Consider the following 15,238-nt stretch of genomic DNA (forward strand, 5'->3'; position numbering starts at 1 on the left):
GGGATGGGCTGCGCAGGGGCGTGAGCCGCATGGATGCGGCGACCGAGCTTACATGGACGTACTTGCAGCGGCCCCTGCGCAGCCCATCCCGCCCGGCCAAGCACGGCTGTTGCTTTCACGCCCCCCAGCCAGCCACGAGGGGCTCCGCCGTTGGCCGTATCCACGCCGAAGGCGCGATAATGACCAGATGGAAACCGTCCGCATCGCCACCCGCAAGAGCCCGCTCGCCCTCTGGCAGAGCGAACACGTCGCCGATCGCCTGCGCCAGGCCCATCCCGGCCTGCATGTGGAACTGGTGCCGATGAGCACCCGCGGCGATGAGGTGCTCGACCGTTCGCTGGCCGCCATCGGTGGCAAGGGCCTGTTCCTGAAGGAGCTCGAGCTGGCCATGCTGCGTGGCGAGGCCGACTGCGCCGTGCACTCGCTGAAGGATGTGCCGATGGAACTGGACGAACCCTTCGCGCTGCCGGCGATGCTGACCCGCCACGATCCGGCCGATGGTTTCGTCTCCAACCTGTACGCCTCGCTGGATGCGCTGCCGATCGGTGCGCGGGTGGGTACCTCGTCGCTGCGTCGTCAGGCACAGCTGCGCGCGCTGCGCCCGGACCTGGAGCTGCTGGACCTGCGCGGCAACGTCAATACCCGCTTGGCCAAGCTCGACAACGGTGGCTACGACGCCATCGTGCTGGCCGTGGCGGGCCTGGAGCGTCTGGGCCTGGGCGCGCGCATCGTCGCGCGCCTGCAGCCGCCACAGTGGCTGCCGGCCCCGGCGCAGGGCGCGGTGGCGGTGGAGTGCGATGGTGGCAACGCGCGCTTGATGGCGCTGTTTGCCGGCCTGGATGACGCGGAAACCCGTGCCTGCGTGGAAGCCGAGCGGGCGATGAACCGTGCGTTGCATGGCAGCTGCCACGTGCCGGTGGCAGCCATCGCGCAGTGGCAGGGCGATGACCTGCACCTGCAAGGGCTGGTTGGCAGCGCCAGCGACGGCCGCGCGGTGCGTGCCGAGGCGGTGGGTCCGGCCAGTGATCCGGAAACGCTGGGCCAGCGCGTGGCGAAGATGCTGCTGGATGCCGGTGCCGGCGAGCTGCTGAACGTCTGATCCACCGCAGGTAGTGCCGGCCGCTGGCCGGCAATCTCGTGCCCCAGTTGAATGCAGTTGCCGGCCACCGGCCGGCACTACCGAAAGAAGAACGGGCGCCTTTGGCGCCCGTTTCTTATTTGAACTTGTAGACCACGTTCATCGTGGTCAGCGTATCGGTCTTGCGCTTGTCCTCGGCCACGTCACTGTTGTAACGCGCCTGCCAGCCGGCCTTCAGCGCCAGATGTTCGTTCATGCTCACCGAAACACCGAAGTCGTTCTGGCCAAAGGTGTTGTAGGAACCCGATTCGACCAGCAGGGTGTTGACCAGGTCGGTGTTGTCGGTCAGCGAGTACTTCATGTCGAACAGGCCGCGGCCGATCATGCCGGTGCGGGTGCGGTCGTCCTCGGTGCTGTGGGTGCGGCGCACACCGGGGCCGATCTGCGCGTCGAACGAGAAGCGCTCGGTGTTCCACAGGCGGGTGCCGTAACCCAGACCGAACGAGCTCTGGCGGTCGTAGGTGGCGAAGTCGTCGCGTTCGGTACGCACCGTCGCGGTCAGCTGGCGGTGCTCGCCCAGCTGCAGCGCGCTGCCGGCACTGCCGGTGTAGCGGTTGGCGGTGGTGTTGTTGCGGCGGGTGGTGGTGCCGTCGTCGTTGGTTTCGGTCACCTTGGAGCTGGAGCGCAGGCCGAACAGATCCATGCTGTGCACCCAGTCGCCATCGGTGTAGCGCAGGCGCAGGCGGCCGTTGAAGCTCTCGGTGCTGCTGTTGCCACGTGCCGAGGCGAAACCGAGCTCGCCACCACTGCCGCTCCACGGCGAGGACATCGCCGCCAGTTCGGAGGCATCCTGCGCATACGCGAGCGGTGCGCACAGCAGCAGGGGGATCAGCAGGGACACGCGCAGGGACATCGGGGCTTCTCCGAAGCGATTGACAGCCGGTGATGATACTGGAAGCGTGATGGCGGTCCGAATCGATCCAATGCGCGCTTCAGCGAACGTTGCCGCGATCGCCTATTCAGGGCAGATCGACGCGCAATGCCGGGTCGTTGAAGCGCGAATAGCGCAGGCGCAGCTGGAAGCTGCGGCCATTGCTGCTGCCGCTGCGCACGATCTGTCGTGGCAGGCCCTGGGCATCCACCCAGTACTCCAGGCGTTCGCCGGGTTGGGCGCCGCGCAACCGGTAGTGACGGGTTTCGACGCCATCCAGCGACTGGCTGCCCAGGTCTTCGGCCTGCAGGTCGGCGGGCAGGGCATCGGCCGGCAGCGGATTGCGCCACTGCTCGAGCAGGCCCGGCGGGGTTGGCACCTGGCGGACCGCACCCTCGGCCTGCAGGAACATGGTGTCGCCGATGATGGTCTGCGGCCCGGCAGGGGTCTGCACCCGGAAACGGTCGGGGGCGACGAAGTCCATGGCGCTGCGCACCGGCTGCGGCGCACCCAGCACCTCCAGTTCGGCGTGGAAGCTGCGCAGGGCCGAGAAGCGCTGGCTGGCGCCCAGCACGGCCTGCGCCGGATCCGCCGCAGGCACGGGCGCTCCGGTGCTGGCCGGCGCGGGCGCGCGATCACAGGCGACCAGCAGCAGGCAGGCCAGCAGGGACAGGGCAGGCAACCGGCGCATCGGGTGTTCCAGAGGGGGGGGCGACCACGATAGCCCAAACGTCCCACACAAGACCCGCGACTCGGACATAATCGGGGGTATGGACCGATACGAACGCATCACCGCCCTGCATCGTCTGCTCAAGTCCGCACGCTATCCGGTGACGGTGGCGACCCTGCAGGACAAGCTCGGTTGCTCCCGTGCCACCGTCTACCGCGATCTGGCCTTCCTGCGCGATGCGCTGATGGCACCGATCGAGGGCGACGGCGAGGCGGGCTTCCGCTACCAGGCTGACGAGAGCGACCGTTTCGAGCTGCCCGGCCTGTGGCTCAGCTCGGAGGAACTGCATGCCCTGCTGGCCTCGCAGCACCTGCTGGCGCGGACCGGCGGCGGCGTGCTGTCCTCGGTGCTGGCACCGCTGCAGCAGCGCATCGAGAGCCTGCTGGCGGCCCAGGCCGGCGTGTCCAGCTGGCCGGTCGACCGCGTGCGGGTGATTCCGCACCGCGGTCGCAAGTTCGATGAAGGCAGCTTCCGCAGCGTGGCTTCGGCCGTGCTGGAGCGCCGCCAGCTGGCGTTCGAGTACCGCGCCCGCTCCACCGACGAGCCGACCAAGCGCACCGTTTCGCCACAGCGCCTGACCCACTACCGCGACAACTGGTACCTGGATGCCTGGGACCATGACCGCGAGGCGCTGCGCAGTTTTGCCGTGGATCGCATCCACAAGGCGCGGGTGATCGACAGCACCGCCCGCGATGTGGCCGACAGCGAGCTGGACGAGCAGCTGGGGGCCAGCTACGGCATCTTCTCCGGCGCGCCGAAGGGCTGGGCGACCATTCTGTTCAGCGCCAAGGCCGCGCGCTGGGTGGCCGACGAGCACTGGCATTCCAAGCAGCAGGGCCGCTTCCTGGCCGATGGCCGCTATGAACTGAAGGTGCCGTACAGCGTCTCGCGCGAGCTGCTGATGGACGTGCTGCACTACGGCTCGGATGCCGAGATCGTCGAACCGGTGATGCTGCGTGAGCAGGCCAAGGCGCTGCTCGAGCTCGCCCTGAGCAACTACGACAACTCCTGACACTCCCCCGAGAACCCTTCCGCCCATGAAAAAGACCCTGTTGCTGCCCCTGCTCGCCGCTGCGCTGGCCCTGACCGCCTGCGGCAAGTCCGGCGAGCCCTCGCAGAAGCTGGTGGTGGCCGCCACGGCCGTGCCGCATGCCGAGATCCTCGAGGTGGTCAAGCCGATCCTCAAGCAGGAAGGCGTGGACCTGGACGTGCGCGTGTTCAACGACTACGTGCAGCCCAACGACCAGCTGGTGCAGAAGCAGGTGGACGCCAACTACTTCCAGACCGAGCCGTACCTGGATGCCTACAACCGCGACCGCAAGACCGACCTGGTGAAGGTGATCGGCGTGCACATCGAGCCGTTCGGTGCGTACTCGCGCAAGATCAAGTCGCTGGCCGAGCTGCGCGAAGGTGCCGACGTGGTGATCCCGAACGACCCCAGCAACAACAGCCGCGCGCTGATCCTGCTGCACAAGGCCGGCGTGATCGAGCTGAAGGATCCGACCAATGCGCTGTCGACCCAGCGCGACATCACCGCCAATCCGAAGAACCTGAAGTTCCGCGAGCTGGACTCGGCGATGCTGCCGCGCGTGCTGGACCAGGTCGACCTGGCCCTGATCAACACCAACTATGCACTGGACGCCGGCCTCAACCCGACCAAGGACGCACTGGCGATCGAGAGCAAGGACTCGCCGTACGTGAACTTCCTGGTCGCACGCCCGGACAACAAGGACGACGCCCGCGTGCAGAAGCTGGCCAAGGCCCTGACCAGCCCGCAGGTGAAGGCCTTCATCGAGACCAAGTACAAGGGCGCGGTGCTGCCGGCGTTCTGACCGGCGCTACGGACGTTCTGGCCATGCGGTAGTGCCGGCCGCTGGCCGGCAATCTGCAAACGCCGCCAGAGATCATGGGGTTGCCGGCCAGCGGCCGGCACTACCTTCAATCGACGTGGAAGGCGAGGGTAGCGGCAACCGCCTGCTGCCATCCTGCGTACAGTTTCTCGCGCCGCGCCACCTCCATCTGTGGCTCGAAGCGCCGGTCCAGGCCCCACTGCGCGGCGATCTGCTCGCGGCTTGACCAGAAGCCCACGGCCAGCCCGGCCAGATAGGCCGCACCCAGCGCGGTGGTCTCGGTCAGTCGTGGCCGCAGCAGCGGCACGCCGAGGATGTCGGCCTGGAACCCGGCCAGGAAATCGTTGCCGATCGCACCGCCATCGGCGCGCAGCTCGGTCAGTGCAATACCGGCATCGGACTGCATCGCATCAAGCACGTCGCGGGTCTGGTAGGCCATCGCCTCCAGCGCCGCGCGCACGAAGTGCGCCTTGCGCGTGCCACGGGTCAGGCCGAACATCGCACCGCGCACATCGCTGCGCCAATAGGGCGCACCGAGGCCGACGAACGCCGGCACCAGGTAAGCGCCGCCGCTGTCGGGCACCTGCGCGGCCAGTGCCTGGCTGTCGCTGGCGCGTTCGATCATCCGCAGCCCATCGCGCAGCCACTGCACGACCGAGCCGGCAATGAAGATCGAGCCTTCCAGCGCATATTCCACGCGCCCGTCCAGGCCCCAGGCGACGGTGGTCAGCAGTCCGTTGCGTGAACGCACCGCCTGTGTGCCGGTGTGCATCAGCATGAAGCAGCCGGTGCCATAGGTGTTCTTGACCATGCCCGGCTGGAAGCAGGCCTGGCCGAACAGCGCCGCCTGCTGGTCGCCGGCGATGCCGGCGATCGGGATCGGATGATCGAAGAAGAACTGCGGCCGGGTGTGTGCGTACACCGCGCTGGAGTCGCGCACCTGCGGCAGCATCGCGCGCGGGATGTCCAGCAGCGCCAGCAGGTCGTCATCCCAGTCCAGCGTGTGGATGTTGAACAGCAGGGTGCGCGCGGCGTTGCTGTAGTCGGTCACGTGCGCCTGGCCACCACTGAGGTTCCACACCAGCCAGCTGTCGATGGTGCCGAACAGCAGTTCGCCGCGCTCGGCGCGTTGCTGTGCACCCTCCACGTGGTCAAGAATCCAACGCACCTTGGTGGCGGAGAAATAGGCGTCGATCAGTAGACCGGTGCGCTCGCGGATCAGCGCCTCGTGCCCTTCGGATTTCAGCCGCTCGCAGATGGCATGGCTCTGCCGCGACTGCCAGACGATGGCATTGTGGATCGGCTGGCCGGTGGCACGGTCCCAGACCACGGTGGTTTCGCGCTGGTTGGTGATGCCCAGTGCCGCAATATGGCGCGGGTCGATCTGCCCGCGGCTGAGCACTTCCGTCAGCGTGGCATAGACGCTGGTGAGGATTTCGCGTGGGTCATGCTCGACCCAGCCGGGCTGCGGGAAGATCTGCGCGAACTCGCGCTGCGCGCTGCCGACGATGTCGCCGGCACGGTCGAACAGGATCGCGCGCGAACTGGTGGTGCCCTGGTCGATGGCCAGCACGTAGCGGGGCGTCATGCAGCGTCTCCGGTAGCGTTGGGGAAATCCTAATGCATCGATCGCGTCGCGCGCGGCCGCCCTGGTAGCTGCCAACCTTGGTTGGCACACGTGGAAACACCGGGGTCAGAGCCCTTTCCGTGGGAAAGGGACCCGACCCCGCATCCACGCCTGCAGCCGTGCCACCTGCGCAGCATCCAGCCGCAACCCCAGCTTGCTTCGGCGCCACAGGATATCGTCGGTGTCGCACGCCCACTCGCGTTCGCGCAGGAAGTCCACTTCGCGTGCATGCAGGCCGCCGCCAAAGTCCTCGCCAAGATCGTTCACACCCTGCAGGCCATGCAGCAGCTCCGCGCTGCGGCTGCCGTAGGCGCTGGCCCAGCGGCGTGCAATCTCAGCGGGCAACCACGGTGCCAGCACCTGCAGGCGGGAGCGCGCCTGTGCGGCGTCACCCCAGTCGCTGCCCGGCAGCGGGTCTCCGCGTGCTGTCCAGGCCGGGCCCATCTGCGGCAGGACTGGCCGCAGCAGCTCCAGAGCTTCCTCGGCGAGCACCCGGTAGGTGGTCAGCTTGCCGCCGAGCACATGCAGCGCCGGTGCCGGGTCGGACTGCAGTTGCAGCCGGTAGTCGCGGCTCAGTTTCGCCGCGTGCGGGTCCGGATCGGCCAGCAGCGGACGTACACCGGCGAACTGCCAGACCACATCATCTGCACTGATCGGTTCGCGCAGGTAGCGATTGGCCGCTTCGCACAGGTAGGCGACCTCGGAGGGCAGCACGCTGCAGCGTGCCGGATCGCCGCGGTAGTCGGTGTCGGTGGTGCCTACCAGCAGATGATCGTGGGCGAACGGCAGCAGGAACACCACGCGGCCATCGGGCTGCTGCAGCAGGCAGGCACTGTCATCGGGCCAGGGACGGCGCAGCACGATGTGGCTGCCCTGCACCAGCCGTAGCGCGGGGCCGCCGCTACGTGCCTCCATCTGTTCCAGCAGGCCACCGGCCCATGGGCCGGCCGCATTGGCGACAGCGTGCGCGGTTACATGCTGCTGGCCATCGGCGCATTCCAGTACGGCCTGCCAACGGCCCTGCACAGGTCGCAGTTCGATGCAGCGGCTGCGTACCTGTACCTGCGCGCCACGCTGGGCAGCGTCCAGGGCGTTGAGCAGCACCAGGCGCGCGTCATCGACCTGCGCGTCGGCGTAGCTGAAGGCCTGCCGCAGATCCGGGGAGAGCCAGGGGCCGAGCGGATCCTGCTGCAGATCCAGGGCGCGCGATGCGGGAAACGCCGGGCTGCGCCGGCCCAGGTGGTCGTACAGCCACAGTCCCACGCGCAGCATCCAGCGCGGACGCAGGTGGGGCTCCCACGGCAGTACGAAGCGCAACGGATGGACCAGATGGGGCGCCTGCCGGCGTACCACCTTGCGTTCGCCCAGTGCCTTGCGCACCAGGCCCAGCTCGCCCTGTTCCAGGTAGCGCAGGCCGCCGTGGATTAGTTTGCTGCTGGCACTGGAGGTATGCGCGGCCAGGTCGTGCTGCTCGCACAACAGCACGCGCAGGCCACGACCGCTGGCATCACGGGCGATGCCGGCACCGTTGATGCCGCCACCGATCACCAGCAGGTCGACGTCATGCATCGCGCCTCCGCATCCTGTTTGTGTGTAGAGCCGACTGTCAGTCGACTGCTTTTTCGATAGCCGAGCATGGGCTCGGCTCTACAAGAGCAGTCGACTGACCGTCGACTCTACAGAACGCAGGTGACGGAAACGACGACGGGCCCCGAAGGGCCCGTCGCGTTACATCAGTGAAGCAGGTGCAGCCTGGATCAGAAGCGGGCACCGATGCCGAAGCCGACGGTCCACGGATCCATCTTGGCTTCGCCGATCTTCTCGCCGCCAACCTTCACGTCCGGGCGGGCGCGCATGTAGCGGGCGTCGGCACGGGCGAACCAGGTGGAGTTGATGTTCATGTCCACACCGACGGTGCCGATCACGCCCTTGGCATCCTTGAAGCGGATGTCGGTGTCAGCGCCGTTGCCCAGCTTCTCGTTGCTGAAGCTCGACTGGTAGTAGCCCACGCCCACGAACGGGCGGAACACGTTGTCGGCCTGGCCGAAGTGGTACTGGCCGCTCAGGGCGACCGGCTGCTGCTCGACCGAGCCCAGGCGGGCATTGTTCGGGCCCTTGAACTTGTTGTCGAACTTGTCGGCGGCGCCCCACAGCTCAACGGCCCAGTTGTCGTTGATGTAGTAGCTGAAGCTGACGGTCGGCGCCGGGCCACCATCGGTCTTCTTCACGCCGGTGATCGGGTCGTTCTTCGGTTCCAGCAGCGAGATGCCGCCAACAACGGCAAAATGCTTGCCCGACGCGGTGTCGGTGCTGCTGCTGTCCTGGGCGAAAGCGGCCGGCGCGAACGCGGCGGAGGTCAGCAGGGCGAGACTCAGGATACGGATGGAGCGCATGGGGGTATCTCCTAATGTTTCTTGTTTTGGGCCCCCGGTTGCGGGGCGAGCACACCGTAGTCGCCTCAACATGAATCGAATCCGACGCGCGTTAAAAAATAGTTTTCCTTGTTCAGCGATCAGCGCGAAAAGCCTGTATTCATGGGGTTTCCGGTCATCGGTGACATTCATTCAGTTGGAGAAGATGTGAGCGCGGCAACGATGTGCATCGGCCTGCAAGCGCAGGTGAACGCGGATTGCAGGGTGCTGCTGCTGGGCTCGATGCCGGGCGTGGCATCGCTGCAGGAGCAGCGTTACTACGCGCATCCGCGTAATCGTTTCTGGCCGCTGCTGGCGGATATCTGCGGATTCGACGCGGGTCTGCCCTATGCGCAGCGACTGCAGGCACTACAGGCGGCAGGTGTCGGCCTGTGGGATGTGATCGGCCAGTGCGAGCGGCGCGGCAGCCTGGATGCGGACATCGTGCGCGGCACGGAAGTGCCCAATGCGCTGCCGGCACTGATCGCTTCGCTTCCTGAGCTGGAGCTGATCGGTTGTAACGGTGGCGCGTCGCTGCAGGCCTTCCAGCGCTGGGTGCTGCCCTGCCTGGAGACCCCGCCAAGGCTGTTGGCACTGCCGTCCACCAGCCCGGCCAATGCGGCCTGGTCGCTGCCGCGCCTGCGCTTGGCCTGGCAGCCGGTGGCCGACGTACTGGCGACATCAAGCGGACATCGTCCGGACAATACGCTACCGACTGGTCGCGGCCGCAACCCATGAGCAACAGCGTGTCCCGGCTGCGTGCGTACTGAAAACACCTGTAACGGTTGGCGCTGGCCCCCGCTGGCCGCACAATAGACGTTTCCCTACACCAGATTGCCGGAGTTATCCCCATGGCCGAAATCAAGGAAGCACTTGTCCCCGATATCGGTGACTACAGCGATATCCCGGTAATCGAGGTGCTTGTCGCCGTCGGCGACACGGTCAAGAAGGACCAGGGCCTGGTGACGCTGGAAAGCGACAAGGCGACCATGGAAGTGCCGTCCTCGGTGGCTGGCGTGGTCAAGGAACTCAAGGTCAAGGTCGGCGACAGCCTGTCCGAAGGCAAGGTCGTGGCCCTGATCGAAGTGGCCGAAGGCGAAGCCGCCAAGCCGGCTGCGCCGGCACCGGCCAAGGCCGCTGCCCCGGCTGCTGCCACCCAGAGCGCGCCGGCCCCGGCCGCAGCTGCGCCGGCCGCTCCGGCCGCCAGCGGTGGTGCGGTTGAAGCGCTGGTGCCGGATATCGGCGACTACTCCGGCATTCCGGTCATCGAAGTGCTGGTCGCCGTGGGCGACACGGTCAAGAAGGACCAGGGCCTGGTGACGCTGGAAAGCGACAAGGCCACCATGGAAGTGCCGTCTTCGGTGGCTGGCGTGGTCAAGGAGCTGAAGGTCAAGGTTGGCGACACTCTGTCGCAGGGCAATGTGGTCGCCATCATCGAAGCCGAGGGCGCTGCTGCGCCTGCGCCGACCAAGGCTGCCGCTGCTGCCGCCCCGGCTGCCGCCGAGACTGCCACCAAGGTCGAGCCGGTCGCTGTGCCGGCGCAGCCGGACAAGCTGGCGGCCCGCGAGATCGCCTCGGCCGGTACCCCGAGCAGCCCGCCGGTGCAGTTCAACGCCGATGGCGTGCTGCCGACCAAGGTGCCGTATGCCACCCCGGCGGTGCGTGTGTTCGCCCGCGAGCTGGGCGTGGACCTGCTGCAGATCAACGGCACCGAGAAGGGTGGCCGCATCACCAAGGGTGACGTGCAGAAGTTCGTCAAGGCCGCACTCAGCGGTGGCGTGCCGGCTGCCGGCGGTGCTGCTGTTGCTGCCGGTGGTGGCCTGAACCTGCTGCCGTGGCCGAAGGTCGACTTCAGCAAGTTCGGCGAGACCGAAGTCCAGCCGCTGTCGCGCATCAAGAAGATCTCGGGTGCGAACCTGGCCCGCAACTGGGCGATGATTCCGCACGTCACCCAGTTCGAGCAGGCTGACATCACCGACCTGGAAGGCCTGCGCGTGGCATTGAACAAGGAAAACGAGAAGGCCGGCATCAAGCTGACCATGCTCGCCTTCCTGATCAAGGCCAGCGCCGCGGCGCTGAAGAAGTTCCCGGAATTCAACGCCTCGCTCGATGCCAGCGGTGAGAACCTGACCCTGAAGAAGTACTTCCACATCGGCTTTGCCGCCGACACGCCGAACGGCCTGGTCGTGCCGGTCATCCGCGACGTGGACAAGAAGGGCGTGGTGCAGATCGCGCAGGAAACCGGCGAACTGGCCAAGAAGGCACGTGACGGCAAGCTGGGCCCGGCCGACATGAGCGGCGGCTGCTTCTCGATCAGCTCGCTGGGCGGCATCGGCGGCACCGCGTTCACCCCGATCGTCAATGCACCGGAAGTGGCCATCCTCGGCGTCTCCAAGTCGTCCATCCAGCCAGTCTGGAACGGCAAGGAGTTCGCACCGAAGCTGATGCTGCCGCTGTCGCTGAGCTACGACCACCGCGTCATCGACGGCGCTCTGGCCGCACGCTTCACCACGTACCTGTCGCAGGTACTGGCCGACATGCGCCGCGTGCTGCTGTAAGGCACCGCTTCGCCCCCACCGTGCGGCCGCAGCCCCTGGCGCGGCCGCGTGAACAGATGCAGTGACAGCCCGCCGGCCATGCCGGCCGGGCACGAGGAAAACCCACCATGGCCACGATTGAAGTCAAGGTTCCCGACATCGGCGATTACAGCGATGTGCCGGTGATCGAAGTGTTGGTCGCCGTCGGCGACACGGTGAAGAAGGATCAGGGTCTGGTGACCCTGGAATCGGACAAGGCGACCCTGGAAGTGCCGTCCTCGGCCGCCGGCGTGGTCAAGGAAATCAAGGTCAAGCTGGGCGACACCCTGTCCGAAGGTGCCGTGGTCGTGGTGCTGGACGCTGAAGGCGCCGCCGAAGCTCCGGCCAAGGCCGCTGCGCCAGCTCCGGCAACGGCCGCCCCGGCCAGCAAGCCGCCGGTGACCCCGTCGCACCGCGCCCCGGCTGAACCGGCTGCGCCGAAGCCGGCGTTGTCCAGTGGCAAGCCGGCCGATATCGAATGCGAACTGGTCGTGCTGGGCTCGGGCCCGGGCGGCTACACCGCCGCCTTCCGCGCCGCCGACGTCGGCCTGGACACCGTGCTGGTCGAGCGTTACGCCAGCCTCGGCGGCGTCTGCCTCAACGTCGGCTGCATTCCGTCCAAGGCACTGCTGCACGCCGCTGCGGTCATCGACGAAGTGGCCCACGCCGGTGATTTCGGCGTCGAGTTCGGCAAGCCGACCATCACCCTGGACAAGCTGCGCCAGTACAAGGAAAAGGTCGTCAACCAGCTGACCAAGGGCCTGGCCGGCATGGCCAAGCAGCGCAAGGTCCGCAGCGTGCAGGGCGTCGGCAGGTTCGTCTCGGCCAACGAGCTGGAAATCACTGCTGCCGACGGCAGCACCCAGCTGCTGCGCTTCCAGAAGTGCATCATCGCCGCCGGTTCGCAGGCGGTGAAGCTGCCCAACTTCCCGTGGGACGACACGCGCGTGATGGATTCCACCGACGCACTGGAGCTGGCCGAAGTGCCGGGCTCGCTGCTGGTTGTCGGCGGCGGCATCATCGGCCTGGAAATGGCCACCGTGTATGGCGCGCTGGGCAGCAAGGTCACCGTGGTCGAGTTCATGGACCAGCTGATGCCGGGCGCCGACAAGGACCTGGTCAAGCCGCTGGCCGACCGCCTGAAGAAGCAGGGCATCGAAGTGCACCTGAAGACCAAGGCCTCGGGCGTCACTGCCGATGCCAAGGGCATCACCGTCACCTTCGAAGCCGCCGAGGAAGGCCAGTCGCCGGCCCTGGCGCAGGGCACCTTCGACCGCGTGCTGGTGGCCGTGGGCCGCTCGCCGAACGGCAAGAAGATCGATGCCGAGAAGGCGGGCGTGCAGGTCACCGACCGCGGCTTCATCCCGGTCGATCGCCAGATGCGCACCAACGTGCCGCACATCTTTGCCATCGGCGACATCGTCGGCAACCCGATGCTGGCCCACAAGGCCACGCACGAAGGCAAGCTGGCCGCCGAAGTGGCTGCCGGCCACAAGAAGGAATGGGTGGCCCGCGTGATCCCGTCGGTGGCCTACACCAACCCGGAAATCGCCTGGGTCGGCGTGACCGAGACCGAAGCCAAGGCCAAGGGCCTGAAGGTCGGCGTGGCCAAGTTCCCGTGGGCCGCCAGTGGCCGCGCGATCGGCATCGGCCGCACCGAGGGCTTCACCAAGCTGATCTTCGACGAAGAAACCCACCGCATCATCGGTGGTGCGATCGTTGGCGTGCATGCCGGTGACCTGCTGGCCGAGATCGGCCTGGCGATCGAAATGGGCGCGGAAGCCGAGGACATCGGCCACACCATCCACGCTCACCCGACGCTGAGCGAATCGGTGGCGATGGCCTCGGAAATCTACGACGGCACGATCACCGATCTGTACATGCCGAAGAAGAAGTAAGGCGTCCACGTCGTTCCGAACAAAAAGCCCCGGCCTCTGCCGGGGTTTTTTTGTTGGCTGCGGGGATGTCTTCGGCTGTTGTCATCGCGAGGGTCCGGGCCACTGCGCGGGTGGCAGGCATTTCGACAAATGTCCCCCGTCGCCCGCCTGCGGCGGTCGCCTCCTCCTTTACTTTGTCGAAATGCCTGCCACCCGCGCAGCGGCTCGGCTTACGGACGTAGCAACTGCAGCAGAGCTCCACTGCGGTCGCCGTGATGCCTGACGCGCGGAGGGAGCGGGGGTTGCGTGCGAAGTAAAGGAGGAGGTGACGGCCGCAGGCCGGCGCCGGGGGACATTCGCACGCAGCCCCCGCTCCCTCCAGCGCTCGACCAACCCGCTTCTGCTGTCCTGTCAGGAGCCCACAAAAAAGCGCGGCCCCGATGTTCCGGAGGCCGCGCCAGGAGAGAGAGTGCCGTGGAAGGGGCGGGGGATCAGAAGACGAAGCTGACGCCGGCCACCGGGCCCTTGAATTCCTGCTTCAGGCCGATGGTGCCGTCGCTGCCCTTCTTGTCCGCGTCGAGCTTGAACCAGTCGTACCCGGCGAACACACCGAAGTTCTTCGTGAAGCGGTAATCGACGATGGCGTTGGCGCGGCTCAGGTCGCCCTTGTAGTCATCGAAGCTGCCCCAGCGCGTGTTGAGGTACTGGCCCTGCAGCGTGATCATCCACTTTTCCGACGGCGTGAAGCTCAGGCGCGCACCGACCACCGGCGCCACGCCGTCGGTCTTCTCATTGAGGAACTGGCCTTCGTAGACGGTGCCCAGATCGGCGTAGGCCTTGGTGCTGACCTTGGCGTACTCGGCACCCAGCTGCAGACCGAGGTCGAAGGTATCGGTGTCCACCACCGAGTAGTCATAGACCAGGCTGGCGACCTGGTACTTCAGTTCGCCCTTGACGAAGCTGCCGGACGGCACGTTGACGTCACCGAAGGAGATGTCCTGGCCAAGGGTCTCGCGGCGGTCCTTGTCGTACTTGAAGTAGTTGAACAGCAGGCGCTGGCGGTTGCTGATGCGGAACATGCCGTCGATGCGCGGTTCCCACTCCTTGCCACCCAGCTTGAAGTCCTCGGAGAAGCCGATGTCCTGGCCGGCGACGTTGGTCTTGCCGCGAAGGGTGTTGTCCGAGTCGATGTTCATCGCACCCAGGCGCAGGGCGAAGCGGTCGTCGCCTTCAGCGGCGTGGGCGGCAGTGGCGAACGAGGCGCCGGCGGCGAGCAGGGAGAGGGCGAGCAGGGTGGGTACGGAGCGCATCGAAGAGTCCTTGCAGTGGTTCATCAGAATGAAGACCACTGTGCCGGACAGGCCCGTCCACCATCCGTGAACGTATGGTCCATGGCATGTGTACGGTTCAGTGCTGTCGCGACGATGCAAAAAGATGGCCCCGGAGCCGGGCTTCGGGGCCATCGTGGGACCTGCGGGGCGGAGCGTCGACGAGGTTGCTGCAGGCAGGTCGAAAGATCGGACCGGCGCATTCGGTGAAAGTTCCGCAGCCTGCGACCAAAGTTCAATACTGCGGTGCAGCATCACGCGGACGTCATTGTCCCCTGGGCGGCACGCAAAAATGTAACCGTTACCGCAACTTGCGGCTTCCCGGGATGAACAGGGAGCGGTTGTCTCGCAAATTGTCCCATTGCTATAATTTGGCGGCTCGATGAGGCCCCCCTGCTGTAGCCGCCTCAGCCCTCCACATGCAACCACGCGGGACGTCCTGTGCTGAACTCCGTTGATGCGGGTCGGCGACTGATGCTGCGCGCCGCGGTCTACCCGCTGGCCGCAGTGGCTGTCCTGGCCCTGGCCTTCCTGCTGGTAGGTCCGAAATATGCCCTCGGCGCGCTGGCGTCCGGTGTGGCCATTTCGGCCGGTGGCTGGGTCGCGGCGCGGATGGCACTGGGCGGTGGGGCACTGGCCGCAGGATCGGCGATGGCTCGCCTGATCATTGCGATCGTGGCCAAGTGGGTCGTGGTTTTCGGCGTCCTGCTGTTGGGGTTCCTGGTCTTCAAGCTGCCTGCGTTGGCGCTGTTGGCCGGAATCGCCGTCGGCTTGATGTTCCAGGTCCTGGCGATGGCCAGGCGTTGACAGAATTCAATTAACTAAGGTTC

The 15,238-nt window shown here is 66.6% G+C and carries 13 protein-coding genes; 7 read left to right on the forward strand and 6 right to left on the reverse strand.

What is annotated here, in order from left to right; all coding sequences use genetic code 11:
• Positions 1-187 precede the first annotated feature (187 nt).
• Complete coding sequence (hemC, locus tag ACJ7C5_RS18155; protein ID WP_088027298.1) at positions 188-1,099, forward strand: hydroxymethylbilane synthase; 912 nt, start codon at positions 188-190, stop codon at positions 1,097-1,099.
• Positions 1,100-1,214: 115 nt separating this feature from the next.
• On the opposite strand, the gene ACJ7C5_RS18160 is transcribed toward hemC, so the two are convergent.
• Positions 1,215-1,991 (reverse strand): DUF481 domain-containing protein, encoded by a 777-nt coding sequence (locus ACJ7C5_RS18160; protein WP_049448000.1) that lies wholly within the window; start codon positions 1,989-1,991, stop codon positions 1,215-1,217.
• A gap of 106 nt (positions 1,992-2,097) precedes the next feature.
• Entirely contained in the window at positions 2,098-2,700 is a 603-nt protein-coding gene (locus ACJ7C5_RS18165; RefSeq protein WP_094001062.1) for a LolA-like protein, read from the reverse strand.
• A 79-nt stretch (positions 2,701-2,779) separates the two neighbouring features.
• Here ACJ7C5_RS18165 and ACJ7C5_RS18170 point away from each other — a divergent pair, with 79 nt between their 5' ends.
• The gene (locus ACJ7C5_RS18170; protein ID WP_010481302.1) at positions 2,780-3,751 is read left to right on the forward strand and encodes a helix-turn-helix transcriptional regulator; all 972 of its coding nucleotides are present in this window, start codon (positions 2,780-2,782) and stop codon (positions 3,749-3,751) included.
• Between the two features lie 25 nt (positions 3,752-3,776).
• The gene (locus ACJ7C5_RS18175; RefSeq protein ID WP_032129055.1) at positions 3,777-4,571 is read left to right on the forward strand and encodes a MetQ/NlpA family ABC transporter substrate-binding protein; all 795 of its coding nucleotides are present in this window, start codon (positions 3,777-3,779) and stop codon (positions 4,569-4,571) included.
• Positions 4,572-4,677: 106 nt separating this feature from the next.
• Here ACJ7C5_RS18175 and glpK read toward each other — a convergent pair whose 3' ends face one another.
• The 3 genes from glpK to ACJ7C5_RS18190 all read right to left on the reverse strand — a co-directional run bounded on the left by glpK (position 4,678) and on the right by ACJ7C5_RS18190 (position 8,609).
• Positions 4,678-6,177 carry a glycerol kinase GlpK gene (gene glpK / locus ACJ7C5_RS18180; RefSeq protein ID WP_412704709.1) on the reverse strand — a complete coding sequence of 500 codons (1,500 nt, stop codon included), beginning with the start codon at positions 6,175-6,177 and terminating at the stop codon, positions 4,678-4,680.
• Positions 6,178-6,282: 105 nt separating this feature from the next.
• Positions 6,283-7,785, reverse strand: a complete 1,503-nt coding sequence (glpD, locus tag ACJ7C5_RS18185; RefSeq protein ID WP_412704710.1) for a glycerol-3-phosphate dehydrogenase — start codon at positions 7,783-7,785, stop codon at positions 6,283-6,285.
• Positions 7,786-7,973: 188 nt separating this feature from the next.
• The gene (locus tag ACJ7C5_RS18190; protein WP_088027288.1) at positions 7,974-8,609 is read right to left on the reverse strand and encodes an OmpW/AlkL family protein; all 636 of its coding nucleotides are present in this window, start codon (positions 8,607-8,609) and stop codon (positions 7,974-7,976) included.
• 186 nt (positions 8,610-8,795) lie between these two features.
• Here ACJ7C5_RS18190 and ACJ7C5_RS18195 point away from each other — a divergent pair, with 186 nt between their 5' ends.
• The 3 genes from ACJ7C5_RS18195 to lpdA all read left to right on the forward strand — a co-directional run bounded on the left by ACJ7C5_RS18195 (position 8,796) and on the right by lpdA (position 13,101).
• The gene (locus ACJ7C5_RS18195; protein ID WP_412704711.1) at positions 8,796-9,365 is read left to right on the forward strand and encodes a DNA-deoxyinosine glycosylase; all 570 of its coding nucleotides are present in this window, start codon (positions 8,796-8,798) and stop codon (positions 9,363-9,365) included.
• A 113-nt stretch (positions 9,366-9,478) separates the two neighbouring features.
• Positions 9,479-11,185 (forward strand): dihydrolipoyllysine-residue acetyltransferase, encoded by a 1,707-nt coding sequence (gene aceF, locus ACJ7C5_RS18200; RefSeq protein WP_412704712.1) that lies wholly within the window; start codon positions 9,479-9,481, stop codon positions 11,183-11,185.
• Between the two features lie 107 nt (positions 11,186-11,292).
• Positions 11,293-13,101: a dihydrolipoyl dehydrogenase gene (lpdA, locus tag ACJ7C5_RS18205; RefSeq protein WP_412704713.1), complete on the forward strand. Its 1,809-nt coding sequence runs from the start codon at positions 11,293-11,295 to the stop codon at positions 13,099-13,101.
• A gap of 470 nt (positions 13,102-13,571) precedes the next feature.
• On the opposite strand, the gene ACJ7C5_RS18210 is transcribed toward lpdA, so the two are convergent.
• A complete protein-coding gene (locus ACJ7C5_RS18210) occupies positions 13,572-14,390 on the reverse strand; it encodes a hypothetical protein (RefSeq protein WP_049429263.1) in 819 nt (272 codons plus the stop codon).
• Positions 14,391-14,882: 492 nt separating this feature from the next.
• Here ACJ7C5_RS18210 and ACJ7C5_RS18215 point away from each other — a divergent pair, with 492 nt between their 5' ends.
• Positions 14,883-15,215 (forward strand): hypothetical protein, encoded by a 333-nt coding sequence (locus ACJ7C5_RS18215; RefSeq protein WP_412704714.1) that lies wholly within the window; start codon positions 14,883-14,885, stop codon positions 15,213-15,215.
• Positions 15,216-15,238: the final 23 nt, after the last annotated feature.

Source organism: Nocardiopsis yanglingensis, assembly GCF_045809185.1.
In the GTDB taxonomy this organism is placed as follows: Bacteria; Pseudomonadota; Gammaproteobacteria; order Xanthomonadales; family Xanthomonadaceae; genus Stenotrophomonas; species Stenotrophomonas yanglingensis.

Bases quoted from the DNA above. Each gene is read 5' to 3' on its own strand.
- hemC (WP_088027298.1), top strand. From the start codon at position 188: ATGGAAACCGTCCGCATCGCCACCCGCAAGAGCCCGCTCGCCCTCTGG.
- ACJ7C5_RS18160 (WP_049448000.1), bottom strand. From the start codon at position 1,991: ATGTCCCTGCGCGTGTCCCTGCTGATCCCCCTGCTGCTGTGCGCACCG.
- ACJ7C5_RS18165 (WP_094001062.1), bottom strand. From the start codon at position 2,700: ATGCGCCGGTTGCCTGCCCTGTCCCTGCTGGCCTGCCTGCTGCTGGTC.
- ACJ7C5_RS18170 (WP_010481302.1), top strand. From the start codon at position 2,780: ATGGACCGATACGAACGCATCACCGCCCTGCATCGTCTGCTCAAGTCC.
- ACJ7C5_RS18175 (WP_032129055.1), top strand. From the start codon at position 3,777: ATGAAAAAGACCCTGTTGCTGCCCCTGCTCGCCGCTGCGCTGGCCCTG.
- glpK (WP_412704709.1), bottom strand. From the start codon at position 6,177: ATGACGCCCCGCTACGTGCTGGCCATCGACCAGGGCACCACCAGTTCG.
- glpD (WP_412704710.1), bottom strand. From the start codon at position 7,785: ATGCATGACGTCGACCTGCTGGTGATCGGTGGCGGCATCAACGGTGCC.
- ACJ7C5_RS18190 (WP_088027288.1), bottom strand. From the start codon at position 8,609: ATGCGCTCCATCCGTATCCTGAGTCTCGCCCTGCTGACCTCCGCCGCG.
- aceF (WP_412704712.1), top strand. From the start codon at position 9,479: ATGGCCGAAATCAAGGAAGCACTTGTCCCCGATATCGGTGACTACAGC.
- lpdA (WP_412704713.1), top strand. From the start codon at position 11,293: ATGGCCACGATTGAAGTCAAGGTTCCCGACATCGGCGATTACAGCGAT.
- ACJ7C5_RS18210 (WP_049429263.1), bottom strand. From the start codon at position 14,390: ATGCGCTCCGTACCCACCCTGCTCGCCCTCTCCCTGCTCGCCGCCGGC.
- ACJ7C5_RS18215 (WP_412704714.1), top strand. From the start codon at position 14,883: ATGCTGCGCGCCGCGGTCTACCCGCTGGCCGCAGTGGCTGTCCTGGCC.